This is a genomic window from Nocardiopsis coralliicola (genome assembly GCF_054779695.1).
The window spans coordinates 87,014-113,892 of sequence record NZ_BAAGXT010000016.1; the positions used below are offsets into that span (position 1 = coordinate 87,014).

The window sequence follows — 26,879 nt, forward strand, 5'->3', positions numbered from 1 at the left end:
TCTCCGGCGCGGTTCAGGCGCTCAGGCTCTGCACGATCTCACCGACGATGCGGTCGAGAAGCACCGGATCGGCGCCGGCGCCGGGGGCTCCCGCAGGGGCGCCGGGGGCGTGCTGGAGGTGCTTGGAGAGGGTGAAGACGACCAGGCCGTGCAGGGTGGACCAGGTGAGCAGGGTGAGGTCGTCCGGGTCTCCGGAGCGCAGGGCGCCGGCGGCCTGGCCGTCGGCGACGGCGCCGGCCGCGGCGGCGAACAGCTGCTCTGCCGCGGCGTGCAGCTCGGAGGTGCGCGGATCCTCGGAGTGCTTCTGCGCCAGTACCCAGTCGCCGAACATGAGCCGGTACTGCGCTGGATTGCGCTGCGCGAAGGCGATGTAGGCGCGGCACAGCGCGCGGACCGCCGCGTGCGCACCGCCGCCCTGGCCCCGCGCCGCAACGATGTCGGCGCGCAGTCCCGCGAAGCCGCGCACGGCCACCGCGCGCAGGAGGTCGTCCTTCCCGCTGAAGTGGCGGTAGGGCGCGGTGCGCGAGACACCGGTGCGGCGGCCGACCTCGCGCAGCGTCACCGCACCCGGCCCGCCCTCGCCGACGAGGTCCCAGGCGGCGCCGACCAGCCGCTCCCGCAGCGGCCGCGCGGCGGCGCTGCCGGGTGCGTGCTCTGCGGACATGCGACGACCGTAGCAGGCCGGTTGACAGCGTCAACACACCAGCGTACGTTGGCGGCTCGTTGACGCCGTCAACCTGCGATGAGGAGCCAGTTTTGGGCACCACGCACCCGCCCCCCGCGCTCAACGGCGCAACCGGACCCGACCCGTCCGCACTCGGCCCCGGTGCCACCGCCGCCGACCTGGTCCGCGGCGCCGGCCTCACCGGCACCAAGACCGCCTGCAACCAGGGCGTCTGCGGCGCCTGCACGGTGCTGGTCGAGGGCACTCCGGCGGCTTCCTGCCTGCTGCCCGCCGAGGCGGTCGCCGGCCGCGCGGTCACCACCGTGGAAGGGCTCGGCGGCGACCATCCGGTACAGCGCGCCTTCGCCGCCCACGACGCGCTGCAGTGCGGATACTGCACCCCGGGCTTCGTGGTCGAGGCCGCCGCCTTCACCGACCGGTGGCGCAGCGAACACGGCGACACCGCACCGGACCGGGAGGCGATCGCCGACGCGCTCGCCGGCCACCTCTGCCGGTGCGGCGCCTACGAGGGGATCTACGCCGCCGTCGCGGCCGCCTGCACCGGCGCCCACGACGCCGAGGGCGACGCGCCGGCGCCCCGCGCCGACGCCTGGGAGAAGATCACCGGCGCCGCCCGCTACACCACCGACCTCGCGCCGCCGGACTGCTGGGAGGCGGTCGTCGTGCGCTCACCGGTCGCGCACGCCCGGGTGCGCCGGGTCGACGCCGGCGGCGCCGTCCAGGTGGACCTGCTGCCGCGCGACCGCACCGTCCGCTATGTCGGCCAGCCCGTCGTCGCGATCGCGGCGCCCGACCGGGCGACCGCGCGCGCCGCGGCCGGCGCGGTAAGCGTCGACTACGAGGAGCGGCCCGCCGCGCTGGACCCGCGCACCGCCGCCGAGCCCGGGGCTCCGCAGGTCTACGCAACGGACGAGGAGCGCAAGGCCGCCCCGTCCAGCGCCGAGGGGCTCGCGCTGCCCGGCGGCTGGAACGGCAACGTGCGCGGCCCGACGACGCTGGGGTGGCGGCGCGGCACCGCGATCCGGCGGCTGGCCGGCGCGCACGCGGCAGGCGACGAACTGCTGTACGCGGCGGAGTTCACCACCGGCGTGCAGGCGCACACCGCGCTCGAGCCGCACGCCTGCCTCGCGCGCTGGGAGGGCGGAGACCTCTACATCGACGTCTCCACCCAGACCGTGCAGGAGGTCGCCGAGAAGGCGGCGCGCCGCTGGGACCTGCCGCTGGAGCGGGTGCACGTCGCGGCCCGCTACGTCGGCGGCGGATTCGGCGCCAAGGCGGGCCTGCAGACCGAGACCGTCGCCGCGGTCGAGTTGTCCCGGCTGGCCGGGGCGCCGGTCCGGCTGGTCTACGACCGCTCCGAGGAGATCGCCGTGGCGAGCCGGCCGGGCACCCGCACCCGGCTGGCGCTGCTGGCCGCGCCGGACGGCGGCCTTTCGGCGCTGTCGGTCGACACCTGGGGCGACGGCGGCGTCGCCACCGGGTCCGCGGTCGCCGCACACGCGATGCTGATCTACGGCCGTGCCCCGCGCCGGGTGCGCGACCACGACGTGGTGACCCACCGGCCGCCCGGCGCGGCCTTCCGGGCACCCGGCGGGCCGCCCCTGGCGTGGGCGCTGGAGCAGGGCGTCGACGAGATCGCACTGCGGCTCGGCGAAGACCCGCTCAACCTGCGCCGCCGGTGGGACGGCAACCCCAAGCGCGCGGCGCTGTACTCGGCAGTCGCGGCGGCGCCGCTGTGGCGGGACCGTCCGCGCGGGGCGCGCACCGGCCGGTTCCGGCGCGGCGTGGGCCTCGCTGCATCGAACTGGCCCTACCAGCTCGACCCGGACACCCGCGTCACACTCGCGGTCGAGGACGGCCGCGTCGTCGCCCGCACCGCCACCCAGGACATCGGCACCGGCGCGCGCACGGTCATCGCCGAGGCGGTCCGCGCTGAACTGGGGCTGGACGCCGGCCGGATCGAGGTCGACACCGGCGCCAGCGGCCCGGTGCACGGCCCGCCGTCGATCGGCAGCCGCACCACGGCCTCGGTCGCACCGGCCGCCCGCGATGCGGCACGCAAGCTCGGCGCGCTGCTGCGCGGCGCCGGCGCGTCCTCGCCGCCGTCCGACGTCGACCTGAAGCGCGCGGAGGGCCTGCGCGCCGAGGGGGTGCGCGAGCGCGACCGGCGCGGCTACCTGACGCCGGGCGGCGTCGCCGGGCTGGCGCTCGGCCGCGGGCTGGCCGGGGCGGTGCACGTGATGGAGGTCGAAGTCGACACGCTCCTGGGCACGGTGCACCCGCTCCGCTGCTGGGCCGGGGTCGCGGCCGGCCGGATGCACGCACCGGCGCCGGCCCGCAACCAGGTGCACGGCGGCGTGGTGCAGGGGGTCGGCTACGCCCTGTTCGAGCAGCGGCTGACCGACCCGGCGACCGGCACGGTGCTCACCGACTCCCTGGAGGACTACCGGATCCCCGGCATTGGCGACGTTCCGGAGACCGAGGTGCACTTCCACGAGGAGGGCTGGGAGCACGTGCCCGGAGGCGGTGTCGGCATCGGCGAGGTCACCGCGATCGGGGTGGCGGCCGCCATCGGCAACGCGGTGCGCGACGCCACCGGTTTCCGCCCCCTCGACCTCCCCCTCACCCCCGCCCGCCTGCTGGAGGGACTGCAGCAATGACGTCTGAATCCGCATCCCCGGTGCGCACCGCTGCCGAAGCAGCCGCCGTGCTGGCGGCCGGGACGACCGAGCCGCGCGCCGGCGGCACCGACACCACCGCGCGCGGAAACGCCGGCCTGGCCGCCGGGCCCTTCACCGACCTGCTGGGCCTGCCCGAGCTGGGCGGGGTGGAGTGGGCCGGCGGCGGTGCGCGGCTGGGCGCCGCGGTCCCGGTGGCCCGGCTGTCCGAGCCCGACCTGGCGGCCGCCTATCCGGCGCTGGCCGCCGCGGCCGGCGCACTGGCCACCCCGCAGGTGCGGGCGGTGGCCACGCTCGGCGGCAATCTGCTGCAGCGCAACCGGTGCTGGTACTTCCGCAACCCGGCGTTCAGCTGCCGCCAGGACGGCGGCAGCGGCTGCCCGGCGCGCACCGGCGACCACCGGCACGGCACCCTCGCCGACGGGGACTGCGTCGCCGTGCACCCGTCGACGCTGGCGATGGCGCTGCTGCTGTACGGCGCCGAGGCCGAGGTGGTCGGCTCCGGCGGCAGCAGCACCCGCCCGGTCGCCGAGCTCTACGACGCCGGCTCCGCGCACGACCACGCGCTGGGCCGCGGCGAGATCCTGTCGGCGGTGCTGCTGCCGGAGCCCGTCGACGGTGAGCGCGCCGCCTACAAGCGGGCCACCGGACGCTCCCGGGCGGAGTGGCCGCTGGTGGAGGCGGTGGCCCGTGCTCTGCCCGGCGAGGGCGGGCCGAAGGTCCGCGTCGCCGCCGGCGCCGTTGCCCGCACCCCGCTGCGGCTGCACGCCGTCGAAGACGCCCTGGCCGCGGGGGCGTCCGCGGCCGAGGCCGCCGCCCGCGCGGCCGACGCCGTGGACACGGCCCGCCCGCTCCCCGGCACCCGCTACAAGTCGCCCCTCCTGCAGACCGCGGTCCGCGACGTCCTGGAGCAGGTCCTGCTCTGACCGCTGCTGTGCCCTCCCGCGCCCGCCCGGGCGCGGGCGGGCACAGCGGTTCCGGCCGCCGCGCACCGCTCCCCGCAGTCGGGCGGAGCGCGCGGATCCTGCGCGGGGTCAGACTGTCGGGCGCACCAGCCCGGTCCGGTAGGCCATGATGACCGCGTGCACCCGGTCGCGCAGATCGAGCTTGGTGAAGATGCGCGACACATACGTCTTGACCGTTTCGGTCCGCAGCACCATCGCCTCCGCGATCTCCGCGTTGGACATCCCCTCGGCGAGCAGGCCCAGGACCTCCACCTCGCGGGGCGAGAGGGCGTCCAGCGCCGCCGCCGCATCCGGGTGCACGTCCCCGGGCAGCAGCCGCTCCGCGAAGCGCCCGATGAGCCGGTGCGTGACGGCCGGAGCGACCAGCGCCTCGCCGCGGGCGACCGTGCGCACGCCGGCCACCAGTTCCTCGGGCGTGGAGTCCTTGAGCAGGAACCCGCTCGCCCCGGCCCGCAGCGCGCGGTAGACGTAGTCGTCCAGGTTGAACGTGGTCACCACGAGGACGCGGGCGGATCCGGCCGACTCCGGCCCCGCCAGCCGGCGGGTGGCCTCGATCCCGTCGAGCACCGGCATCCGCACGTCCATGACCACCACGTCGGGGTGCAGCCGCGCGGCCGCCTCCACCGCCGCCCGGCCGTCGCCGGCCTCACCGACCACCTGCAGTCCGGGCTGCGCGGCGAAGACGGCGGCGAATCCGGTGCGCACCACGGCCTGGTCGTCGCAGACCAGGACCCGGACCGGCGCAGGCGGATCCGTCATCGGGCACCCCCCAGCGGCAGGCGGGCCCGCACCACGAAGCCGCCCCGGGGCAGAGTGCCCGCGGTGAACTCGCCGCCGAGCGCGCGGACGCGCTCGCCGAGCCCGGTCAGACCGCGCCCTCCGGAGGGCAGGTCCCGGGCCGGCGACGGGCCGGCGCCCTCGGTCGTCACCTGGATATCGATCCGGTCTCCCCCGTAGTCGATCAGGACGGCCGTGGCGCGGCCGCGGGCGTGCTTGACCGCGTTGGTCAGGGCCTCCTGCACCACGCGGTGGACCGCAAGGCCGACTCCGGGTTCCAGGGCGGGCCGTTCGCCCCGGACGGCCAGTTCGACCGGCTGGCCCGCCCGGCGCACCCGCTCGACCAGCTCGTGCACCCCGTCTGCGGACGAGTCGGCGGCCGGGCCCTGCGCGGCGGCGGAGGGTCCGCCGAAAGCGTCCGGAGCGCCGGGGGCCTCCGGCCCTTCGAGCACGCCGAGAAGGCGGCGCAGGTCCGCCATCGCCTGCCGGCCGGTGTCGCTGATCCCGGAGAGGTCCGACACCAGTTCGCCGTGGCGGGAGGCGGGCAGGTACCGGGCGGCGTCGGCCTGCACGACGATGGCGGTGACGTGGTGGCTGACCACGTCGTGCAGCTCCCGGGCGATCCGGTTGCGCTCGCGGGCCGCCGCCAGCTCGGCGCCGCGGCGGCGGCGCTCCGCCTCGCCGGCGCGCCATGCCCGGATCAGCGCCCCGGCCCCCGCGAAGGCGGACATGACGAGGGAGAAGGCGACGTAGTCGGCGAGGCGCTCGGACGATCCGCGCGCGGCCAGCGCGAAGGCGAGGACCAGGTAGCCGGCCGCCAGAGCCAGCGCCGAGGGGATCCGGTGGCGGTCCTGGTGGGCGCCTGCGCTGTAGAGGGCCACGACGATGCCGACGCTGGCGAACGTCGGCGGGTAGGCGAGCACCTGGACCGCCGCGAAGCACAGGGCCGCGGCGGCGAGGCAGGCGGCGGGGTGCGTGCGGCGCGCCACCAGGGGCAGGCACTGCCCCATCACCAGGGCGAAGCCTGCGGCGTCCAGGGGGCGCTGCGGAAGCTCGCCCACCATCACGCCGTTGTCCACCAGGCCGGGGGCGAACGCCGCGGCAGCGAGTGCAAGCGCGAGGGCGCCGTCGCGCACGGTGGCGCTGGTCCCCCGCCACGCGCCGACGAGCTGCCTCGTCCCGCTCGGGAGCGCTCTTGTTCCCAGTCCGAGCACGAGCTGACTCTAGCCCACCGGCGGGCCGCAGAAGCCGGGCCGGATGGGGGGTCCCGGCCCGCCGCCGCGCACCCGCGCCCGGACGGCGGGCGCCCCGCGGCTCAGCGCGGCAGGGGAACGCCGCCGCGCCGGTAGAGGCGGCCCCGGCGCCTGGCCAGGACGAGGAAGGCGACCGTGAGAGCGCTGCACAGCAGGATGGCCACCGGGCTCGCCTCCGGCCCGGAGGCGCCCCCGGACAGCACACCGGTGCCGGTCATCGCGCCCTCGATCAGGGTTCCCGTCCCGGTGTCGACGCCCCCGGCCCCGACGCCGTAGATGCCGGCCTGGGAGACGTTCCAGGCGAGGTGCAGGCCGATGGGCAGCCACAGGCTGCGCGTGGCCGCGTAGGCGGCGGCCAGCATAAACCCCGCTTCGAGCGTGATGGCCGCGGCGCCCCAGACCGTGATCTCCGGGTTGACCACGTGCACCATGCCGAAGACCAGGCCGGAGACCCCGATCGAGCCCCAGGTGCCGAGTTTCTCCTCCAGCAGTCGGAACAGGACGCCGCGGAAGGCCAGTTCCTCGACGACCGCCACGCAGGACATCAGTCCGAGCGTGATCAGCGCCCCGTCCAGGGACCCCCACCCGGTCACCCGGTACCCGCCGAGCGCCGCGATGAGCAGGACCGTGCCGGTGAACAGGGCGAGGCCCAGGAGCGCGCCCCGGCCCAGACCGGAGGCTGCCTCGGACAGGGCCAGCTCGGTCGCGCGGCGGCGCTCCAGCCACCGGACGGCGGCCGCATAGCACCCGAGGGCGGCGGCCGCGGTGCCCACGCCCACCACCAGCGCGGTCACCGGGCCGCCGGCCGCGGCGTTGGTGATCGGCGCGCTGACGACCATGACCGCCACGAAGACCGGGAACATGATCGCGAGCCGGGTCCAGGCGGACCGCGTCCGCCCTGCCGGGGCGCCGCTGTGCGGGGCGCTCTGGGCGGCCTGCCGACCGGTCGTCTGCTGCTGCTCGTGCGGATGGCCCATGGGTCGCTTCTCCTGCTGCTCGGGCGCGCTGCGCCGCGTGGTGGCTTCGCAGCCACGCTAGGGAGGCGGCAGGGGGCGGGGCTTCCCCCCGGAGTGGGCAGCCGGGCGCCCGGGCGTGTCCCCCGTGCGAGCCACACGCGCCTCGCATGCGCTCCGCCCGGCCCGGGCGCGGGCCGGGCGGAGCGTGCCGGTCAGCAGGGGGCCGAGGTTCAGCCGCGCAGGCGGGCCCGGTGGGCGAGGTCGCGGCAGACGGCGCCGAAATCGCGGCCGGCGGCGTCGGCCGCCATGGGGAACAGCGACGTCTCGGTCATTCCGGGGGCGACGTTGGCCTCAAGGAAGACCACCCTGCCGGAGGGCTCGACGATCATGTCGGTCCGGGAGAGGTCGCGCAGGCCCAGCGCCCGGTGGGCGGCGAGCGCGGTGTCCATCGCCGCGCGGGCCGCGTCCGCGCTGAGGCGGGCGGGCGCGAAGAACTCGGTGCGGCCGGCGGTGTAGCGGGCCGCGTAGTCGTAGACGCCGCCGTCGGGCACGATCTCCACCGGCGGCAGTGCCTCCGGGCCCGCGCCGGTGTCGAGCACGGAGACCGCGATCTCGGTGCCGCCGACGCACTGCTCGATCAGCGCGGTGTCCCCGTAGGCGAAGCAGGCGACGAGCGCGGCGGACAGCTCCTCGGCGGTACCGGCCGCGGCGGCGCCGAACGCGGAGCCGCCCCGCTCCGGCTTCACGAACAGCGGGAGCCCCAGCGCCCCGGCGATCTGGTCGACCAGAGCTCGGGCCCCCAGGTCGCGGAAGACGGCCTTGGGCAGCGCCACACCGCGCGGCACCGCCACCCCTTCGCGGGCGACGGCCTCCTTGGCGGCCGGCTTGGCGAATGCGAGCCGGCAGCCGGCCGGGCGGGCGCCCACGTAGGGCACGCCGCAGAGCTCGAGGACCTCGCGGACGACGCCGTCCTCGCCGGGGGCGCCGTGCAGGACCGGGAAGACCGCGTCGGGCGGGTCGTCGGTGAGCAGGTCGAGCAGGCCGGCGTCGACGTCGGCGGTCTGCACTTCGATGTCGAGGCGGCGCAGGGACTCGGCGACGCGCAGCCCGGAGCGGACACTGACCTCGTGTTCGGGGGAGAGGCCCCCGGCCAGGACGAGGACGCGGTGGACGTCGGCCACGGCAGGGCTCCGTTTCTCAGTGGGCGGAGGGCGGGTGGTTCGGCAGGGGGGGGGTGCGGGGGTCAGGGGTGGACTGCGTACCGGTCTCCCCCGGCGGTGCACAATCCCAGCGGTATCGGGCACCCGGAGCGTCCCGTGCGGGCGCGGCTGCCGCGCCGCTGCCCGATCCCGGTTCCGGCGGCGGTGGGCCGTGCGTTCGCGCCGGGCGGCCGCATGCAGCGCCGCCGGGCCGGCCCGGCGGCGCTGCATGCGGTCACGGCAGGTCGGGCCGCGGCGCGTCGGCGCCGGATCCCGGCCGGGCCGGCGGGGATCCGAACGCGTCCCGCAGCGCCGCCTCGTTCTCGATGACGCTGACCAGCCGCCGCACGCCCTCCCGGATCTGGCCCGGCGCGGGGTAGCAGAACGACAGCCGCATGTTGCGGTGGCCCTCCGCGGAGGCGAAGAAGCCGGTGCCCGGCACGTAGGCCACCCGCTCGCTGACAGCGCGCGGCAGCATCGCCTTGGCGTCGAGCCCTTCGGGCAGTGTGAGCCACACGAAGAACCCGCCGTCCGGCCGGGTCCAGGAGGTGCCCTCGGGCATCAGCGCGTCCAGGCTCGCGAGCATGGCGTCGCGCCGCTCGCGGTACATCTCGTTGAACTCCTTGATCTGCTCCCGCCACGGGTGCTCGGCCAGGTAGCGGCCGACCACCATCTGGTTGAACGACGAGTGCGAGAGCATGGCCGACTCGGCGGCCAGCACCAGCTTGGCGCGCACCGCGGGCGGTGCGAGCGCCCAGCCGATGCGGAAGCCCGGCGACAGCGTCTTGGAGAACGAGCCGAGGTAGATCACGTTGTCCGGCGAGTCCGCGCGCAGCGCCCGCTCGGCCTCGCCGTCGTAGCGGAGCAGGCCGTAGGGGTTGTCCTCCAGGACGAGCAGCCCGTAGCGGTCGCAGATCTCCAGGACGCGGGCGCGGCGCTCGGCGGGCAGCGTGACGCCGGCCGGGTTGTGGAAATTGGGCACCGTGTAGAGGAACTTCGCGGTGCGCCCGGCGGCGGCGAGCACCGCGAGCCGCTCCTCCAGGGCCTCGGGGATGATGCCGTCGTCGTCGAGGGCGACGTGCTGGATGTCGGCCTGGAAGGCGGCGAAGGTGTTGATGGCGGTGACGTAGGTGGGCGCCTCGGTCAGGACCACGTCGCCGGGGTCGATGAAGACCCGGGTCACCAGGTCGAGGGCCTGCTGGGAGCCGACGGTGACGATGACGTCCGCGGCGGAGGCGTCGATGCCCTCCAGCGCCATCACCTCGCAGATGCGCTCGCGCAGCACCGGGTCGCCCTGCGCGGAGCCGTACTGCAGGGCGGTGGCGCCCTGCTCCACGGTGACGCGGCGGACGATGTCGCCCATCGCCTCCAGCGGAAGCGCGGAGACGTTGGGCATACCGCCGGCGAGGGAGACCACCTCGGGCCGCGAAGCGACGGCGAACAGGGCGCGGACCTCGGATGCCACCATGCCCTGGGCCCGTGCGGCGTAGGAGCCGACATAGGGGTCGATGCGCGACCCCTGGGGGCCGTCCGCGTCGTTCTGGGGCTCCGCGGTCACGGTGCACCTCCGCTCGTGGGAAGGGGCGCGGCACGACCGCGGCCGCACCCCGTCGTATCGCGCCAGTCTATGGCCGCGGCGCCCCGTAGCAGCCCTGCGGCTCCGCGCCGGGGCGGGCGCGGCCCCTCCGGGAGCCGGCTGTGCCGGCGCCGCAACCCCCTGCGGCGCAGTGCGTGCGCGGCATCACTCCACCCGCCCGGAAAAACCCGGAAAATCAAGGTCTGACCAGGGTGTTCCGCGTGGGAGCATGGACCGCCGCGGGCCTTCCCGGAGCGCTCCGCGGGCCGCGCCCGGAGCGGGCGGACCGGCCCGCCGCCGCTCGGGCGGCAGCGCGGACACGCCTTCCCGGCGGGCGCCGGGCTACGGATACCAGGGGGTGGTGCAGGTGCGGATCGCCATTGCGCAGACCGACGCGCGTCTCGGAGACGTCGAAGCGAACCTCGGCGAGGCGCGGCGGCGAATCGCCGAGGCCGCCGCCGACGGCGCCGACCTCGTGGTCTTCCCCGAACTGAGCCTGCACGGCTACGCGCTGGGCAGCGTCGCCGAGGACACCTCGGTGGAGGCGGCGGACCCGCGGATCGCCGCCCTCTCTGCGGACGGACCGGACGTGCTGGTCGGCTTCTATGAGCGCGCGGGCCTGCGCCACCACAACACCGCGGCCTACCTCTCCGGCGGCGCGGCCGTGCACGTCCAGCGCAAGCTCTACCTCCCCAACTACCTGCTGTGGGAGGAGCGCAAGCACTTCTACCCCGGCCAGCGGCTCGCCGCATTCACCGCGCCGCACGGCCGGATGGCGTCGGTCATCTGCAACGACGCCTGGCAGCCGATGGTGCCGTGGCTGGCGGCCCAGGACGGCGCCGAGGTACTGCTGGTGACGGCGAACAGCGCAGCCGTCCGCGACGCCGGGACCGTCGACAACATCGCCTACTGGCGCGACCTCGTGCGCCACATCGCGCGCATGCAGCAGTGCTGGGTGGTGTTCGTGAACCGGGTCGGCACCGAGGAGGGCACGGCGTTCTGGGGCGGCTCGCACATCGCCGACCCGGCGGGCGCCGTGGTGGCCGAGGCGCCGCTGTGGGAGCCGGCGGTGGTGGCGGCCGACATCGACGTGGCCCGTGCGCGGCAGCGCCGCCGGTCGGTTCCGCTGCTCCAGGACCCGCGGTTCGACCTTCTCGCGCGCGAGATCAGCCGGCTGCACGCCGCCGAGACTGCCTGACTCCGGCAGCCGCGCAGGCACGGCGCTGGCAGCGGCGGACCGGCGGCCTGCGGGGGGAGGCAGCGCTGCCAGCAGCGGAGGAACTCGGCTCCGGGGCGGAGCAGCACGCGTGAGTGGCGGCGGTCCAGCGGCTCCCCCGACCGCGGACCGCCGCCGAGGAACGTCCCCCCGTGTGCACACTCCCGCAGCCCTCCGACAGGCTGCGGGCACGAGCGGACTCGATGGCTCGTCCGGCGCGACCGGCGCCGGGCGGCCCAGTCCACTCCCCCGGGCCGCAGCGCGCAACGGTTGCACGGGGTTGCAACTGCGGCCGGCTGCGGCCGCGGTGCCCGGTCGGGCCCGCAGCACCAGGCTCCGCGCTGGTCAGCGGACTTCTTCGCCCCGCGCCGCGCGCACGACCGGGGCCTGGGAGCCGGCCAGCATGGCGGGTCCCACACCGGTCGCGGCCACCGCCACCCGGTCGCTGAACCGGTAGGGCCGGCTCTCCAGGACCGGTCCGAGCTTGCGGCGCAGCCGGGAGATCTCCGCGCGGACGGTGACCGGGTGCGCCTCGGACCCGAACAGGTCGCGCGAGAGCTGCGCCGCGGTGCGCCCGGCGGGGCTGCGCACCAGGGCGAAGAGCAGCTCCGCGTGGCGCACCGACAGCCGGTGCGTCCAGGTGCCGCTGTGCCCGCTCAGCGTCAGTTCGGGAACGCCCCCCAGTTCCAGGCGGAGCTCGGCGGCCGGTGAGGGGCCGGCGCTGCCGGGCCGCAGCAGCCAGCCGCCCGGCAGCGGCTCCAGGGCGCACTCTCCCAGTTCGGGGATCCACACGCCGCCGGCCTCGATCCGGCGCGGCAGGGCGACCCGGCGCACCGGCTCGGAGCGCACTGCCGCCGCAGTCCAGCCGTGCTCGTCGACGACCAGGGCGCGCTCGCGCATCCCGGCGAGCAGCGGTGCGGCGACGGCCCGCAGCTGCTCGAGGTTGGCCTGGTGGCGTTCGCGCAGGTGCGCCTCTGCCAGCTGGCTGACCGCGTTGACCAGCGCGAGGGTGGAGGCGTGCGCCGTCTCGGCGGGTCCGGTGACGTCGATGGCGCCGAGCATGCGCCCGTCGCGCGGGTCGCGCACCGGCGCGCAGGCGCAGGTGAGCCGGTGCAGGCTGCGTATGTAGTGCTCGGCGGAGTAGACCTGGACCGGGCGGCCGACGACGAGGGCGGTGCCGATGGCGTTGGTGCCGATCCGCCGCTCGTCCCACACGGAGCCTTCGACGAGGCCGGCCGAGTCGGCGAGCCGGCGCATGTCGCCGCTGCCGTCGCGCCACAGGATCGCGCCGTGCGGGTCGGCCACGAGCATCACGTGGCCGGCGTTGTCGGCGGCGCCGAGCAGCGCGCCGCGGATCAGCGGCAGTACCTCGGTCAGCGGGGAGGCCTGGCGGCGCATCCGCACCTGCTCGTAGCGGAAGTCGGGCGAGGGGCGGCGGTCGTCGGGGTCGGGCCCGGACTGCCGCATCCGGTCCCAGGAGTCGGCGATCACCGGCCGTGGGCTGATCGGCGGCCGCGCTCCGCTCAGCGCGGCATCGTAGACCTGCTGGAGCAGGCGCGCGTGGCGCCGCGGGTCGGCTCCGGCCGGCAGGGCGATGTCGAGCGGCTGGGCGCTCACCGGCCCTCCTTCCCGTGATCGGCGGACGGTGGTCGAAGCCCACATCATCACCATCCGTGACCGCGCTGGCAACCCGGGCAGCGCAGCCGTGGGCGGCTTCCTGCCCGGGTGTCCGGTATCGCCGCTGGCTGCGGCCTTCCAGGCGAAGCGGACCCGCCTTTGACCGGAGCATGGGGCGATCTTGCGACGTGCACACTGTGGCGGAGCGCGAAAATCCGGATGCATTGGGTGATAGTTGCGGGGAGATCAGGCTGTATGAACCGGTCCCGAACGGAGGTTCCCGATGCGCGCACGATGCCCGGCGGCCGCAACCGCGCTCATCGCCGCTGCGGTGCTGGCCTTGACCGGGTGCGGAGAGGACCGGACGCTCGACACGGCGCGGGCCACCGTCGGCGAGCTGTCGTCCTCGCTGCTGCGCCCCAAGGCGGAGCAGGCGTTCGAGCGCAAGGGCCACCCGATCGCCGGCCGGCTGGAGTGCACGGCCGACCGCGACAACGAGAAGGCCGTCCAGGTGGACTGCGCCGGCGTCACCCGCGACGAGGAGCAGGCGGAGTTCACCGCGCAGATGGACTACTCCCAGCTGGCCGGGCGCGACGCCGGCGATGACGGCCTCGCCGGCCGCTTCATCGGGCGCGTCGCCGGCGAGGAGGTCTACGTCATGAACTGCTTCTCCTGCAAGCCCTCCCCGGCCGAGGCGAGTACGGAGGCCGAGGCGAAGGAGAAGCGGGAGAAGGAGAAGGCCGAGGAGTCGGGGCAGGGCGCCCAGGAGGGCCCCGGGTCCCCGGGCGCATAGCCCCAGCCGGTCCCCCGGCCGTTCGCCGCCCCGCGCAGCTGCGCGGGGCGGCGTTCGCGTGTCCGGCCCGCTTTCCGAGCCGGCGGCGGCGCGGCGGTTCGGCTTCGCCCTCGTGCAAGTTTCCGTTCCTACATACACTTGCCAACCCGGAAAGTAATTGCCATCCTGGATACACACTTACCCCCGGCAGTCAGGGAGACGCCCATGGACCGGAACGAAGCCGCCGAAGCGCTCGCCTCGGCGGAGGACGCGAACCGGCATACCGCCCGCAGCGGCAGCTGGTACGTGACCTACTGCGGTATGAACGCCGCCGTCTCGGCGGCCTGCACATTCGCCATCGGCATGGCCACCGCCCCCTGGGGGCCGGGCGCCGCGACCGCGGTGCTGCTCGCCGCAATGGGCGCCCTGACCGTCTACGGGATCCGGCGCCCGGTCACCCCGCACGGCTTCGCCCGCCTGCACGGAGGCTGCATGGCGGTGTGGGGGGCGCTGTACGCCACCGCTATCGTCACGGGGTTCACCGCGTTTCCGCAGAACGCCGCCTGGTGGGGGCCGGCAGCACTGGCCACCGCAATCCCGTTCGCCGCGGCGGGCGCACTGAGTGCGGCGCGGGCCCGGAGGGCCCTGTGACCCGGCACCCGCGCGCCCAGCTCGACCCGGTGATCCACGCGCCGGCCCGGTTCTCGGTCGCCGCCGCCCTCGCGGCAGCCGACGAGGTCGAGTTCCGGTTCGTGCGCGACTCCGTCGAGCTCTCCGACTCGGCGCTGTCCAAACACGTCTCCACGCTGGAGGAAGCGGGCTACGTGCGGGTCCGCAAGGGGGCGGTGGGGCGGCGGCCGCGCACCTACCTGAAGCTCACCGAGGCGGGGCGGGAGGCGTTCACCCGCCATGTCGGCGCCCTGCGCTCCATCGCCGAGGGCGCCGCCATCCCTCCCGCCGGGGCCTCCGGTGCGGACTGACCGCCCCGGGCGCCGCGGCGCCCGGGGTCAGCGGACGCCCAGGCGCTCCAGTGCGGCCGGGACCGAGCGGGCGCGGCGCGCGAAGTCGTACCAGGGGTCGGCGGCGGCGCGGTCGCCGAAGGTCCGGACCGTCCACGCCCGAGCCGTACCGAGGCCGTCCAGCTCGCCCCAGGCGATCGGGGTGGCCACCGGCGCATCCGGCAGGGCGCGCACGGCGTAGGGCGCCACAGCGAGCTGGGCGTAGCCGTTGCGCAGGTAGTCGATGAACAGCCGTCCGTGCCGGGCGTTCTTGCGCAGGGCGGTGGTGAGCTCGTCGGGGCGCCGTGCGGCCACGCGCTCGGCGACGGCGCGGGCGAAGTTCCGGGCGTCGCCCGTGTCGATCTCGCGCCGGATCGGGCAGACAACGTGCAGGCCGCGCGATCCGGTCGTCATCGGGTAGCCGATGAGGCCGAGCCGGTCGAGCTCGTCGCGGACGTCGTAGGCGGCCGCGCGCACGGCGGCGAAGTCGCCGCTGCCGGGCGGGTCGAGATCGAAGACGATGCGGTCGGGCGTGCGCGGCCGGTCGACCCGGCTGAGCCAGATGTGCAGCGGGAAGGCGTCCATATCGGCGAGCCAGGCCAGCGTGGAGGCGTCCTGGCAGACCAGCACGTCGGCGGTGCCGCCGTGCTCGCGGGGGACCTCGGCGGAGGCGACCCAGTCGGGGGTGCCCGGCTGGCGGTTCTTCACGAAGAACCCGTCCGAACCGATGCCGTGCGGCCAGCGCTGCACGGCGACGGGGCGGTCGCGCAGGTGCCGCAGCTGGGCCTGGGCCGTTGTGCGGTAGTGCTCGGCGAGCTCGCGCTTGGTCACCCCGCTCGCGCCGAACAGGACCTTGTCCGGGTGGTGCAGGTCGACCACGGTGCCGCCCAGGGCCGCCCGCCGGTGCGGTTCCATGCCCGGTGTGTACCCGCTCGTCCGCCCTTCCACCCGGCCGCCCGCTGCGTCTCCGGACGCCCGGCGCTACAGCGGGCGGCACCCCCGCGGCGGTGCAGCCCTCCCGCGGGCGCCGGCGGCAGATCAATACGCAGATCAGCGCGGAAGAATGGCGGCGTTGCACACTGCAGCACTTTCAGAAAAACCGAAAAGAAACCTTCTAGTCCCCTTGACCGTCTGTACACGCACCAATACCTTCGTGTCAGTCGGAGCAAATGCGAATACCGGGCCCGCCCTTTCACCCCCGACCGCCGGCCCCCCGGCGCCCGCCCTGACGTCTCACCCGGGCCCCCGCCCTGAGAGGCCGAACCTCCCAGGCCACCGGGCATCCGCTCCGTCCGGGGCACCTCGCGCTCCGCGCGGCCACGCACCGCCGGAGCACTGCGGCACCCCGCCCACCCCGCTCCCGCGCGCTGTCCGCACCGGCGCACGCCGCACCCTGCGGCGCCGCGCGCGGAAATGAACGAGAAGGGCCGATTGCTTATGTCTTCCCGTCCCCCCGTTTCCGCACGGCGGACCTCCGCCACGCGCAAGGCGCTCACCGTCGCCGCCGCAACGCCGCTGGTATTCGCACTTATGCCGGTGGCCGCGGCCAGCGCCCACGGATACGTGTCCGCGCCCCCGAGCCGGCAGGCCCAGTGCGCCGCCGGCACCGTGGAGTGCGGGCCCATCCAGTGGGAGCCGCAGAGCGTGGAAGGCCCCAAGGGCCTGACCAGCTGCAGCGGCGGCAACGAGGCGTTCTCCGAGCTCGACGACGACTCCAAGGGCTGGGCGGTCACCCCGGTCGGCAGCTCGGCGGACTTCACCTGGACCATCACCGCCCGCCACTCCACCAGCACCTGGGAGTACTACGCGGACGGCGAGAAGGTGGCCGAGTTCGACGACGGCGGCGCCCAGCCGGGCAGCACCGTCGAGCACAACGTCGACCTGAGCGGCCAGAGCGGCGACACCAAGGTGCTCGCGGTCTGGAACATCGCGGACACCGCAAACGCCTTCTACGCCTGCGTGGACGTCAACGTCGGCGGGTAGGCACCGCCCTGGCGCGGCCCCCACCGCACACGCCGGGGGCCGCGCCAGACCAGCATCCGGCGGCACAGCACGCATCCGGTACCGCCCGGAAACCGCATCTTGCCCCATCCGGAACGCCGTCCGTGCCGGCGCCCCGGACCGCGCCGGGCCAGGCCGCTCGGCAGCCGGAGCGCCGAGCAGGCCCCGCGCTCCGCGCCCTCGGCCGCATCGGCGCTGAACCTGCCACTGCACCCCTGAGCGGGAAGTCCCGTACGGCGCCCCGCCCCGATCCCCCGGGGCGGGGCGCCGCCGTGCTCCGGATGCGCGCTGCGCCCGCGGCAGGTCCGGCGCCGGCGACGCGCGAGGGTGTCTGCCTCTGATCCGGTCGGGGCGGCGCGGACGCGTACGCTCGGTCCAGGGGTGTGCCCGGTGGGGCCCGCGGGACCGGTGCGCAGAGCGCCGGCGCCGCGCGCCGCGCGAGCCGGCCGGCCACTCTCCCGCCCCGTCCGCGGGGAATACGCGACCGAGCTGCACGGGGCGCGCAGTGCGCGTCGTGCGACCGACCGGAAGAGGCCGATGTGAAGACGTCGATCGACACCGTGCCCGGGTGGCTGTCTGAGGGCGAGCTGGACTGGGCGCGCGAGCGCCTGCCCATCCTCTACGTGAACGCCGTCCCCGTGCGGGTGGACGACGCGGGCGCGGTGACCAGCGTCGGCCTGCTGCTGCAGGCGCTGCCGGACCAGACGTTCAGCCGCGCCGTCGTCTCCGGGCGGGTGCTCTACCACGAGCGCATCCGCGACGCGCTGCTGCGCCACCTGGAGAAGGACCTGGGCCCGATGGCGCTGCCGAGCATCCCCGCGTCGCCGCAGCCGTTCACCGTCGCCGAGTACTTCCCCACGCCCGGGGTGACGCCGTACCACGACCCGCGCCAGCACGCCGTCGCACTCGCCTACGTGGTGCCGGTCACCGGCGACTGCCGGCCGCGCCAGGACGCCCTCGACCTCGTCTGGTTCACCCCGGAGGAAGCGGCGGGACCCGACGTCCAGCAGGAGATGAGTGCCGGGCAGGGGGTGCTGGTGCGCCAGGCGCTGGCCTATGCCGGACGCCTCACCTGACGGAGCGTCCCGCCGGGCCCCGCGCTGCTGCGCCCGCGCAGCAGCGCCGCCGTCTCCGGGCTCCCCGCACCGCCGGATCGGGCGCCGCGCGGGGCCCGCACGCGCAGTCAGAGCAGAGGTTGGTGCGCCAGTCACCCTGGCTTGACCGGCCCGCGGGTAGACCCCCTCCCGATGCGCAGCGAGCACCGTCCGCGTCCGCGCGGCCGGTGCCCCCAGGTGCGCGCAGACTCCATGCCGAGGGGGAAGCGTTCGATGACAGAGCGATACGGATCGCCCGACGGAGGCGAACCGACCACCACGACCACCGCCGGCGCCGCAGTGGGCAGCGACCAGAACTCGCTGTCCGTCGGCCGCAACGGGCCGATCGTCCTGCACGACGCCTATCTCATCGAGAAGATGGCGCAGTTCAACCGGGAGCGGGTGCCCGAGCGGGTGGTGCACGCCAAGGGCGCGGGCGCCTACGGCGAGTTCACCGTGACCGGCGACGTCAGCGGCTACACCCGGGCCGACGTGTTCCAACCGGGCCGCACCACCCCGATGCTCGCCCGCTTCTCGACCGTCGCCGGCGAGCAGGGCTCGCCGGACACCTGGCGGGACCCGCGCGGCTTCGCGCTGAAGTTCTACACCCGCGACGGCAACTACGACATGGTCGGCAACAACACGCCGGTCTTCTTCATGCGCGATCCGATGAAGTTCCAGGACTTCATCCGGTCGCAGAAGCGGGACCCGCGGACCGGGCTGCGCGACCACACCATGCAGTGGGACTACTGGTCGCTCTCCCCGGAGTCGGCGCACCAGGTCACCTGGCTGATGGGCGACCGCGGCCTGCCGAAGACCTACCGGAACATGGACGGCTTCAGCTCGCACACCTACCAGTGGGAGAACGGGGCCGGGCGGCGCGTGTGGGTGAAGTACCACTTCCTCACCGACCAGGGCAACGACTTCCTCACCCAGGCGGAGGCCGACCGGCTCGCCGGCGCCGATGCCGACTACCACCGGTCCGACCTGTACGCGGCGATCGACCGCGGCGAGTACCCGTCGTGGACGCTGAAGGTGCAGATCATGCCGGAGGAGGACGCCGCCGGCTACCGGTTCAACCCGTTCGACCTGACCAAGGTGTGGCCGCACGGCGACTACCCGCTGATCGAGGTCGGCCGGATGACGCTGAACCGGGTCCCCAGCGACTTCTTCATCCACGTGGAGCAGGCCGCGTTCGAGCCGTCGAACCTGGTGCCGGGCATCGGCCCCTCCCCGGACAAGATGCTCCTGGGCCGGCTGTTCTCCTATCCGGACACGCACCGCTACCGGATCGGCGTCAACTACAACGAGCTGCCGCCCAACCGGCCGCAGGCGCCGGTGCGCTCCTACTCCAAGGACGGCCACATGCGCCACTTCGTCCCGGAGACGGGCGCGGTGTACCACCCCAACTCGTTCGGCGGCCCCGACGCCGGGGAGCAGGCGGGCACCGATCCGGTGGGCTGGCGGGTCGAGGCGGCCGACCTGGTGCGCGAGGAGTACGCGCGGCACCGCGACGACGACGACTTCGTCCAGCCGCGCGCGCTGATCCGCGACGTCATGGACGACGCGGCCCGCGCCCGCCTCGTCAGCAACGCTTCGGAGCACATCTCCACGGTGACCGACGAGGGCGTGGTCGAGCGCTCGCTGGCCTACTGGCGCGCCATCGACCCCGGAATCGGCGACCGCATCGCGGCAGCCCTGCGCTGACCCGCACGCCGGCGCCCCGGCCCCGGTGCGGGTCCGGGTGCGCCGGTGTGGCGGTGCGCCGGGTGCCGCCGGTCGGGTCCGACACGCCGGAAAACCGGCCGGGGAGTGCTTTCGGTGCTTCCAGCGAAGATGTTCCCGAATCAGGTCCGCGCAGGCAGCGGCAGCGTCTAGGGTGGCGGCCATGCGGCTCGGACTCGGCACTCGGCAGGCGGCTGCGGCGGCGTACCGCGCGCGGCTGCCCCGCTGCCCGTCCCGCCGCACGCGCGGTCCGGCCCGGCCGGAAGCCGGCGCCGCTGCCGGGGCGCGCGGCGGCCGGCCGGGAAGCCCCGGCGCAGCTCTTCCGACGCCCGCCGGAGCCTCCGGGTGAGCGCCCGCCCTCCGGTATCCGACCGGCGGGCCCGCTCGGCAGGCGCCGCCGCGCGCCTGATCGCCGGGCACGGCTGCGCCGCCGCGACCTGGGAGTCCGTCGGCGCATCCGCCGGGGTGGACGCCGCTGAGGTGCGCGGCCTGTTCGGCGGCCGCTCCGCCCTCATCGACGCCGCGGTCCGCCGCGCCGGCGGCCCGGACGGCCGCACCGACGCGGCGTGGATCGACGCCGCACTGCACTGCGCCTCAGGTGCCGAACAGCTGCGGCTCCAGGCCGAAGGCACCGGCCGCATGCTGCACGGCGCAGCCCGCGTCCTGGAGGGCGTGCGCCTCTCGGCGGCCGACGATCCCGACGCCGCTCACGTGTGGCGCTGCGATCTGGGGCGGCGCCGCTCCGTCGCGCGCCTGCTCGCCGTCGCCCTGTCCGCCAAGGCCCCTCTGCGCCCGGGGCTGACCGCCGACCGCGCCGCCGACGTCTCGCTCACCGTCCTCGGCCCCGAGGTCTACGCGCTCCTCACCGACGACCGCGGCTGGTCCCACCATGCCTGGACCGCCTGGTCCCGCGGCGCCCTGACCCGCCTGTTGTGCCCGGCGGCGCGGAGCTGACCGCTGGAGCTCGGCGGCCAGCGCCGTGCCCGAGCCGCGGGCAGCCTGCCGAAGCACCGGAAGCCGTTCTCCGGGCCCCACCCGCGCACCGCCGGGAGGCGGCCGGTCCGGCGCCCCCAGCCGCGGCCCGGACCTGCTGAGCACCGCCTGAGCGCCGCCCGTCCGCAGGCGGACCGTCCCGGCCCCTCCCCCGGACGGGGCCGCCGCAGAGCAGACGGGGAGGCGGTGCCGGGCGCAGGGATGCCGCCGGACGCGGCTGCCCCGCTGCTGCGGCCCGGGGCGCGCGAACGCGGCAGCGTGCCGCGCACGTCGACCACCGCGGGGCTGCGGCCACCCTGATCACTGCGGCACTCGACGGGTGCAGACCGCTGCGCCGCCGCAGGCACTGCTCAGCCGGCGCCGCGCACACGGCCCCGGACACGCCGCGGGCCGGCCGCCGGACCGGCGGTCGCCGCAGCGTCCGGAACGGCACCCCGCAGAGCCGGACACGGAGTTCCCGGCGCCGGCGCTGCGGGGCGGGCGAGGGCAGGGGACCTGCGGTGCGCTCCGCGGCCGGCCTACTCTTCGAGGTCGATCTTGCGCTGGAGGAACTCCTCGCGGGAGATCTCTCCGCGGGCGTAGCGGTGGCGGAGTTCGTCCAGGACGGTGTCCCGGTGGGCCGGCGGCGGGGCGGCCTGCTGCGGGGGGAGCTGCAGGCGGGTGCGCGCCGCGGTGATCAGGACGCCGACGAGCAGCCCGATGAGCAGGGCCAGGCCCCCCACCAGTACCGGACTCATGGCCTCCGCTCCTCCCGCTTGCCCGCTCACCCCACGATAGCCCGGACGCCTGTGCGCCGGCCGCGCCGCGGGCGCGGTCTCACCGCGGGCGCGGGACGGCGTCGATCGCGAGCGCGGCGGAGATGTAGGCGGCCACGGCGTGCGCGGTGGTGATTCCGCGCAGGTGCTCGGCGCGCGCGGCGTAGCCGGGGAGGCCGGTGTGGCGGCCCGCAGCCACGGCGCCCGCGGCGAGCAGGCCGGCGAAGGGGAAGCGGTCGAGGAAGCTGTGGCCCGAGTCGTCGAACGGCACCAGGGCGGCGCCGGGGATGCGCTCCGCCGCGGCCGCTCCCGCCGGGCGGACGGCGCGCAGGTCGCGGGCTCCGGACAGCACGGCGGTCGGCCACGCGAACGACTTCTGGGCGGCTTCGATGTCGAACGCCGGACCCGCATAGGAGGGGCGGCCTTCGGCGAGGGCGTCGAAGGTGCGCGCGGTGTCCAGCGGGCGCCCGTCGGGCTCGATGCCGTGCAGGTCGCGGAACCAGATGTCGGCGACCAGGTCGAACTCCATCACGCAGGGCACGGTCTCGGTGGTTTCCTTGCCGGCCAGGCGCTGCACCCGCTGCCAGGCGTTCCAGCGGCCCCGGGCGGCCGCGGCGAGGAGGCGCTCCACCCCGCGCGCGCCGGTGAACTCGTAGACGACCGGCAGCACGGTCGCTGCCTCGGCCCGGTCGACGGCCCCGTCGGCGGTGAGCTCCCGGAGGAGGGCGGCGCACTGCTCGGTGGCGGGGTCGCCGCCGTCCCACAGCAGCCGGCGGACGTGGGCGCGGGCCAGCTCGAAGGAGTCGCTGGAGGTGATGGCGCTGTCGAGGACCAGTCCGGCCACCCGGTCGGGGTGGCGGTGGGCAAACAGCTGGCCCAGGTAGCCGCCGTAGGAGGAGCCCCACACGACGGCGCGGTCGATGCCGGCTGCGTCGAGGACGGCCGCCAGATCATCGGCCGCGGCGGTGGACGTGACCGCCTCGGGCGGCAGGCCGGCGCCGCCGTCCCGGAGGCGGGAGAGGCCGACTCCGCGGTGCTCGGCCATGACGGTGTCGAATCCGCGGGCGCCCGCCTGCTTGCGCACCCGGTGATAGGGCGCGACCGAGGCGAGGCCCGGCCCGCCGGGGATGATGAGCAGCGGTGTGCCGCCGTCGGGGCCTTCCCGGACCCACCGGAGGTCGAACTCCTCATCCGTATCCTCGTGCAGCGGGCGGCGCACCGTGTGCACCGAGGGCAGGCGGAGCAGGCGCTCGATCAGCTGATCGCGGTTGGGCGGCATGGCCGCATCCTCGCGCAGCGCTCCGGCCACCGGCAACAGAACAGCAGGATCACCCGCCACTCCACCACCGCTCACCGGCCCCAAGGCACGCCCGGCCGGTTGCGGCCAGCCGCCGGGGAACCGGGCAGCGCGGCGGCCCGCTGGGCCCTGCGCGCCGGCCCGCCGCTGGGCCGCTCCGACCGCGGTGCGTATCGCGACGACGCCCGCGGGACGTGCCGGGCGCCCGCGGCTGAGGGCCGATGGCGCGGGGCCGCGGGCCGGGCGCGTGCCGTCCCGGCCCGGCGAAGCGGGCGCAGCGGCGGATCCCGCGCCGCATCGGTGCTGCAGGGAGCGGCTGGCCGGCGGCCGCACGCGCCCAGGAGCGCGGGCTCAGCTGCTCCGCGGCGGGCCGCGGACGATGGAACACGGGCGCCGTGCGGCCAGCACGGGGGTTCCTGAGGTGCCGCCGCCAGCGCGGTTACCGCCCGTGTTCGCCCGTGTCCGCGCCGCGAGCACCCGTTGCGCACGGACCGCACCCATCGCGCCCCTTCCGGGCCTCGCTCCGGGGCGGCCGCAAAAAGATGCGCCCGGTGCGCCGCAGGCCGGGCGCCAGGTGGGCAGGAGCGCGCTGCGTCCTCGGCCGCAGCGGCCGCACGGCGCCGGCCGCCGGACAGCCCGGCTCCGCCGGATCACGGCCGGTTCGGGCCGCGGCCCCGGCAGCCCTGCGCGGCCAGGCGGGTGCCGGCAGCGAGGATCGCGCGAGCACGCAGCGGTGTGCCGGGAGGCTGCGCCGGGCTCGGCGGCGCGATCGCGCGCCGGTCCTCAGGAGTCGCGGCGGCGCGGGCGGTCGGGGCGGGTGCGGTCCTGGTCGGGGTAGGGCAGCAGGGCCATCTCGCGGGCGTTCTTGATCGCGGAGGCGAGCAGGCGCTGCTGGCGGGCGGAGACGCCGGTGACGCGGCGGCTGCGGATCTTGCCGCGGTCGGAGATGAACTTCCGCAGCAGGTCGGTGTCCTTGTAGTCGATGTACTCGACGCCCTTGAGGGGGTTCGCCTTGGGGCGGGTGCGCACGGGACGGCGCTGTCGGGGCATGGGCTCCTCCGTAAGCGGTAGGGGTCGGGTCCGGGCCGGGCGGGGCGGGGTGCCGGGGGCGCGGGCCCTCGGCGCGACGGCACCATGGTGGCGGCCGGCCCGGCCGCGGAACAGGAGCGACACGCTGCCACGCCCGCCCCGCTGGCGGTCCAGGGCCGTTGACAGACCGGTACCGACGGCTGATTCTCCGTGGAGAGGGAGGTGACGCTGATGGCTGGATGCTCCTGCGGGCACGGCTCTTCGTGCTCCTGCGCGGCCGGATGCTCCTGCGGCTGCAACGGCTGAACAACACCGACCGAACCCCGCCCCTTCCCCTGAGGGAGGGGCGCCTTCGGTTCCCGCGCCCCGCTTGCGGGGACTGCCCCGCCGCCGGCGCCCGGGCTGCGGCGCAGCCCAACCGCGGCAGCAAGGCCGCTGCCCCGGCGCGGGACGAGTGGGGATGGACACCGACCAGCGGCGCGCCCGCACACCGGGAGCAGCGGCCTTAAGCCGCACTCCACCGTGGGCCACGGCGCACGCCGGGTCAAGGCCCGGTCGCGCAGGGGCGCGGCCGCAATTGCATCGGACGCCGCGCCGAAACCGTGTTTCCGCGCCTTTCGCACCGCCCGTACCGGTCGGGCGTTTTCACACCGCGCACCGCACTGCGCACCCCTTGTAGCCGAATGGCGCCCTGCGTAGACTCTCCGCGCGCTCGGCCCCCGCCGGCCGCGCGGCCGCTCCGAGCGCAGCGCAGCAGGGGCCTCCGGGTCCCCGCTCACCCTGTCCCCCGCTCACAAGGAGATGCGCATGCTGCACCAGCCCCCCTCGCGCCGCCTGCTCCGCGCTGCGCCCGCCGCACTCGCCGCCTCGGCCGCTCTGGTCGCCGGCGCGGCCGCACCCGCAGCGGCCGGCGATACCGCGCCCGTCCAGCAGGCCGTGCTCACCTACGACGCGTCCGGCGCCGCCGAGTTCACCGATGCGGTCGACGCCGGCGCTGCCGAGTGGAACGCGGCGGTGGACTCGGTCGAGCTCGTCCCCGCCGAAGACGGCGCGACCGCGGAGATCACCGTCACCGCGACCGACGGCTGGCCGATGGCGACGCTCGGCCCGGTGCGGCCCGGCGGGTCGGCCTGGGTGGAGATGGGGCGCCAGGCGATGGACGAGGGGCACGACCCGGTCCGCGTCGCCGCCCACGAACTCGGCCACAACCTCGGGCTGCCCGACGTCAAGCCCGGCCCCTGCTCCTCGCTCATGTCCGGCGCCAGCGCGGGGACCGACTGCGACAACGCCACGCCCGACGCCGAGGAGAGCGCCCGCGTCGAGGAGCTGTACGGCTCCGGCGCGGCCGGCGAGCTGCCCGCCGACGGACGCGTGCTCGTCGACGCACCCTGACCGCGGGAGCTCTCCGGCGCACCGCGCAGAATGCGCCCCCGGACCCGCGCGGGTCCGGGGGCGCCTGCGTGGCGGGCGCTGCAGCGCCCGCCGCGGGTCAGCAGCCGGCCAGGACCTCCTCCAGCGCGCCGTGCTCAGCGTCGTCGACGGTGAGGTCGTAGGCGTGCTTGGAGGCGACCCAGGACGCGGCGTAGTCGCACTCGATCTCGGTGCGCGGAGGCATCCACTCGGCCGGGTCCTTGTCGCCCTTCTCGCTGTTGATCGACGCGGTCACCGCCCACAGCTGCGGGTTCTCCACGTCGTTGGCGAACTCGGTGCGCCGCTCCGTGGTCCAGGTGTCCGCACCGGACACCCACGCCTCCTTGAGCGGCACCATGTGGTCGATGGAGATGTCGGAGGGGACGTCGGAGGTCTCGCCGTCGAACTCGCTGAACCAGCTGCCCGCGGTGGGGTAGCAGTCGTTGCCGGTCTCCACGCCGTCGCCGTCGCGCCGCAGCACGTACTCGCGCGCGTTGCAGTTGCCCTCCACCGCGTTCCAGTGCGGGAACAGGGAGCGGTCGTAGGGCGAGTCCTCCTGCTCCTCGCGGACCTCCAGCTCCGCGAGGAGGCTGGACGCCTCCGACGCCGAGGGGATGTTGGGCGGGATGCCGGCCGCGGAGGGCCCGGCGGCCGGGGTTGCCTCGGTGGCGGGATCGGCCGCCGCGGGGATCGCCGCGAGGAGCGCCGCACCTGCTGCTGCGGCGACGAGGGGCGCTGCGATGCTGAGGCGTTTCCGGGTGGCGGATCGGGGGGTTCTGTGCGCCATGCTTCTCCGTTTCGGGATTGAGCGGGTTTCCCGGACCCTCCGAGACTGGCGCGCCCGGGGCCGGAGCGCAACGACCCCCGGTGAATGTCCGATGACTTCCCGGAGCGGGCGGTGGTGGCGGGCGGAGGGCGCGCCGCGCCGCCGCCGGGCCGGCCGTCCCCGGGGGCCCTCCGCCGACGGATGCTCCGCCCGTCCGGTTGTCCACAGATGTCCCGCCTGCCCTCCCCCAGCGCACGGCTGCGGAGGATCCTCGTCTCCACCGGGAGGCTTCCCGGGCCGCAACAGGGAAGGAACCCACCGATGGACCGAGTCCGATCCCGCTTCGCCGCCGCGTGCGCGGCCCTGGCCGCCCTGCTCGCGGCCAGCGCAGCCGCGCCCGCCGCCCCGGGGGCACCGGGCGCGCCTGGCCGGAGCGCGGCTGACCTGAGAGGGGCCGCCGTGCCCGGCGCCGACAACCCGCCCAGCACCGCACCACCGCCGCCGGCCGCGGGAGGCGCGGGAGGCGCAGGCCCGCGCGAGCCGGAGCCGCCGGCCCCGCCGGGCGGCGCCGCAAGCGGCAGCGCACCCGCCGGCGCCGGCGAAAGCCCGATCGACGGGTTCGCGATCGGCTATGTGCCCGAGGGCGCCGGCGCCTCCGCGGGCGACACCGAATACGAGTGGGGCGGCGCGGCGTTCACCCAGCGCGTGTGGGAGACCCGGCTGCCCTCGGGCGGGTACCGCCCCGGCATGCAGGTGCTCGTGGTGCGCGGCGGCCACCTGGACTCGCTCGAGGCGCTGCGCGGCTTTCTCGCCGAGTACCACGAGCGCGACCCCGCCGACTGGCCGCTGGAGCCCTTCGACCGGGCCGAAGGCCCGGGCCTGATCGGCACGGCCGAGGTGTTCTGGCTCGTACAGCCCGGCACCGCGGTCGAGGTGCGGGATCCGTCCGGCGCTCTCGGCCGGGCCGAACTCGCCCGCACCGCCGAGCACATCCGCAGCCGGTGAGCCTCCGCCTCGGCCGGCCCGGGGGTTGCCGCGCCCGCGAGGGCGCGCCGCCCGGCCCGCCGCGCCGCAGCGCGGCGGCAGGCCCGCCGCCGGCGTCGCCGCCCGCTACCGC

At 76.0% G+C, this 26,879-nt stretch carries 24 protein-coding genes; 12 read left to right on the plus strand and 12 right to left on the minus strand.

The annotated features are described in order from the left end of the window. Positions 1–13 precede the first annotated feature (13 nt). Positions 14–664 carry a TetR/AcrR family transcriptional regulator gene (locus ACYVGT_RS14020; RefSeq protein ID WP_460858092.1) on the minus strand — a complete coding sequence of 217 codons (651 nt, stop codon included), beginning with the start codon at positions 662–664 and terminating at the stop codon, positions 14–16. 92 nt (positions 665–756) lie between these two features. On the opposite strand from ACYVGT_RS14020, the gene ACYVGT_RS14025 reads away from it, so the two are divergent. Beyond that, a complete protein-coding gene (locus tag ACYVGT_RS14025) occupies positions 757–3,345 on the plus strand; it encodes a molybdopterin-dependent oxidoreductase (protein ID WP_460858094.1) in 2,589 nt (862 codons plus the stop codon). After that, positions 3,342–4,289 (plus strand): FAD binding domain-containing protein, encoded by a 948-nt coding sequence (locus tag ACYVGT_RS14030; protein WP_460858095.1) that lies wholly within the window; start codon positions 3,342–3,344, stop codon positions 4,287–4,289. The genes ACYVGT_RS14025 and ACYVGT_RS14030 overlap by 4 nt, the downstream gene beginning before the upstream one ends. A gap of 108 nt (positions 4,290–4,397) precedes the next feature. On the opposite strand, the gene ACYVGT_RS14035 is transcribed toward ACYVGT_RS14030, so the two are convergent. The 5 genes from ACYVGT_RS14035 to ACYVGT_RS14055 form a co-directional block, all read right to left on the minus strand. Continuing rightward, positions 4,398–5,087: a response regulator transcription factor gene (locus tag ACYVGT_RS14035; protein WP_460858097.1), complete on the minus strand. Its 690-nt coding sequence runs from the start codon at positions 5,085–5,087 to the stop codon at positions 4,398–4,400. Next, on the minus strand, positions 5,084–6,319 hold the full coding sequence (locus tag ACYVGT_RS14040) for a sensor histidine kinase (protein ID WP_460858098.1): 1,236 nt from the start codon (positions 6,317–6,319) through the stop codon (positions 5,084–5,086). The genes ACYVGT_RS14035 and ACYVGT_RS14040 overlap by 4 nt, the downstream gene beginning before the upstream one ends. A 101-nt stretch (positions 6,320–6,420) precedes the next feature. Continuing rightward, positions 6,421–7,335, minus strand: coding sequence for a lysostaphin resistance A-like protein (locus ACYVGT_RS14045; RefSeq protein ID WP_460858100.1), 915 nt, complete (start codon positions 7,333–7,335; stop codon positions 6,421–6,423). 209 nt (positions 7,336–7,544) lie between these two features. Beyond that, positions 7,545–8,495 carry a D-alanine--D-alanine ligase family protein gene (locus ACYVGT_RS14050; RefSeq protein ID WP_460858102.1) on the minus strand — a complete coding sequence of 317 codons (951 nt, stop codon included), beginning with the start codon at positions 8,493–8,495 and terminating at the stop codon, positions 7,545–7,547. 253 nt (positions 8,496–8,748) lie between these two features. After that, positions 8,749–9,981: an aminotransferase-like domain-containing protein gene (locus ACYVGT_RS14055; RefSeq protein WP_460858147.1), complete on the minus strand. Its 1,233-nt coding sequence runs from the start codon at positions 9,979–9,981 to the stop codon at positions 8,749–8,751. Between the two features lie 475 nt (positions 9,982–10,456). On the opposite strand from ACYVGT_RS14055, the gene ACYVGT_RS14060 reads away from it, so the two are divergent. After that, entirely contained in the window at positions 10,457–11,287 is an 831-nt protein-coding gene (locus ACYVGT_RS14060; protein WP_460858104.1) for a nitrilase-related carbon-nitrogen hydrolase, read from the plus strand. A 363-nt stretch (positions 11,288–11,650) separates the two neighbouring features. On the opposite strand, the gene ACYVGT_RS14065 is transcribed toward ACYVGT_RS14060, so the two are convergent. Next, positions 11,651–12,922: a helix-turn-helix domain-containing protein gene (locus tag ACYVGT_RS14065; protein ID WP_460858106.1), complete on the minus strand. Its 1,272-nt coding sequence runs from the start codon at positions 12,920–12,922 to the stop codon at positions 11,651–11,653. A gap of 283 nt (positions 12,923–13,205) precedes the next feature. On the opposite strand from ACYVGT_RS14065, the gene ACYVGT_RS14070 reads away from it, so the two are divergent. The 3 genes from ACYVGT_RS14070 (at position 13,206) to ACYVGT_RS14080 (ending at position 14,674) form a co-directional block, all read left to right on the plus strand. After that, a complete protein-coding gene (locus ACYVGT_RS14070) occupies positions 13,206–13,715 on the plus strand; it encodes a hypothetical protein (RefSeq protein WP_460858108.1) in 510 nt (169 codons plus the stop codon). A gap of 204 nt (positions 13,716–13,919) precedes the next feature. Continuing rightward, positions 13,920–14,345: a hypothetical protein gene (locus ACYVGT_RS14075; RefSeq protein ID WP_460858110.1), complete on the plus strand. Its 426-nt coding sequence runs from the start codon at positions 13,920–13,922 to the stop codon at positions 14,343–14,345. Beyond that, positions 14,342–14,674: a winged helix-turn-helix domain-containing protein gene (locus ACYVGT_RS14080; RefSeq protein WP_460858112.1), complete on the plus strand. Its 333-nt coding sequence runs from the start codon at positions 14,342–14,344 to the stop codon at positions 14,672–14,674. The genes ACYVGT_RS14075 and ACYVGT_RS14080 overlap by 4 nt, the downstream gene beginning before the upstream one ends. Before the next feature lie 27 nt (positions 14,675–14,701). Here the strand turns inward: ACYVGT_RS14080 and ligD are convergent, their stop codons facing one another. Continuing rightward, complete coding sequence (gene ligD, locus ACYVGT_RS14085) at positions 14,702–15,607, minus strand: non-homologous end-joining DNA ligase (protein WP_460858114.1); 906 nt, start codon at positions 15,605–15,607, stop codon at positions 14,702–14,704. A 522-nt stretch (positions 15,608–16,129) separates the two neighbouring features. Between ligD and ACYVGT_RS14090 the strand changes: the two genes are divergently transcribed. From ACYVGT_RS14090 to ACYVGT_RS14105, 4 genes are all read left to right on the plus strand, one after another. Continuing rightward, on the plus strand, positions 16,130–16,675 hold the full coding sequence (locus ACYVGT_RS14090) for a lytic polysaccharide monooxygenase auxiliary activity family 9 protein (RefSeq protein ID WP_460858115.1): 546 nt from the start codon (positions 16,130–16,132) through the stop codon (positions 16,673–16,675). Between the two features lie 557 nt (positions 16,676–17,232). Beyond that, complete coding sequence (locus tag ACYVGT_RS14095) at positions 17,233–17,769, plus strand: NUDIX hydrolase family protein (RefSeq protein WP_460858117.1); 537 nt, start codon at positions 17,233–17,235, stop codon at positions 17,767–17,769. 252 nt (positions 17,770–18,021) lie between these two features. Then, complete coding sequence (locus tag ACYVGT_RS14100; RefSeq protein WP_460858119.1) at positions 18,022–19,494, plus strand: catalase; 1,473 nt, start codon at positions 18,022–18,024, stop codon at positions 19,492–19,494. Between the two features lie 363 nt (positions 19,495–19,857). After that, positions 19,858–20,466, plus strand: coding sequence for a TetR family transcriptional regulator (locus ACYVGT_RS14105; protein ID WP_460858122.1), 609 nt, complete (start codon positions 19,858–19,860; stop codon positions 20,464–20,466). A gap of 557 nt (positions 20,467–21,023) precedes the next feature. Here ACYVGT_RS14105 and ACYVGT_RS14110 read toward each other — a convergent pair. From ACYVGT_RS14110 to rpsR, 3 genes are all read right to left on the minus strand, one after another. Further along, positions 21,024–21,242: an SHOCT domain-containing protein gene (locus ACYVGT_RS14110; protein ID WP_460858125.1), complete on the minus strand. Its 219-nt coding sequence runs from the start codon at positions 21,240–21,242 to the stop codon at positions 21,024–21,026. A gap of 79 nt (positions 21,243–21,321) precedes the next feature. Then, positions 21,322–22,539, minus strand: coding sequence for an alpha/beta fold hydrolase (locus ACYVGT_RS14115; RefSeq protein ID WP_460858127.1), 1,218 nt, complete (start codon positions 22,537–22,539; stop codon positions 21,322–21,324). Positions 22,540–23,340: 801 nt separating this feature from the next. Continuing rightward, positions 23,341–23,607, minus strand: a complete 267-nt coding sequence (gene rpsR / locus ACYVGT_RS14120) for a 30S ribosomal protein S18 (protein ID WP_460858129.1) — start codon at positions 23,605–23,607, stop codon at positions 23,341–23,343. Between the two features lie 786 nt (positions 23,608–24,393). Between rpsR and ACYVGT_RS14125 the strand changes: the two genes are divergently transcribed. Further along, the gene (locus tag ACYVGT_RS14125) at positions 24,394–24,978 is read left to right on the plus strand and encodes a snapalysin family zinc-dependent metalloprotease (protein WP_460858132.1); all 585 of its coding nucleotides are present in this window, start codon (positions 24,394–24,396) and stop codon (positions 24,976–24,978) included. A 97-nt stretch (positions 24,979–25,075) separates the two neighbouring features. Here ACYVGT_RS14125 and ACYVGT_RS14130 read toward each other — a convergent pair whose 3' ends face one another. Next, on the minus strand, positions 25,076–25,783 hold the full coding sequence (locus tag ACYVGT_RS14130) for an HNH endonuclease family protein (protein ID WP_460858134.1): 708 nt from the start codon (positions 25,781–25,783) through the stop codon (positions 25,076–25,078). A 300-nt stretch (positions 25,784–26,083) separates the two neighbouring features. Between ACYVGT_RS14130 and ACYVGT_RS14135 the strand changes: the two genes are divergently transcribed. After that, the gene (locus tag ACYVGT_RS14135) at positions 26,084–26,767 is read left to right on the plus strand and encodes a hypothetical protein (protein WP_460858136.1); all 684 of its coding nucleotides are present in this window, start codon (positions 26,084–26,086) and stop codon (positions 26,765–26,767) included. Positions 26,768–26,879 lie beyond the last annotated feature (112 nt).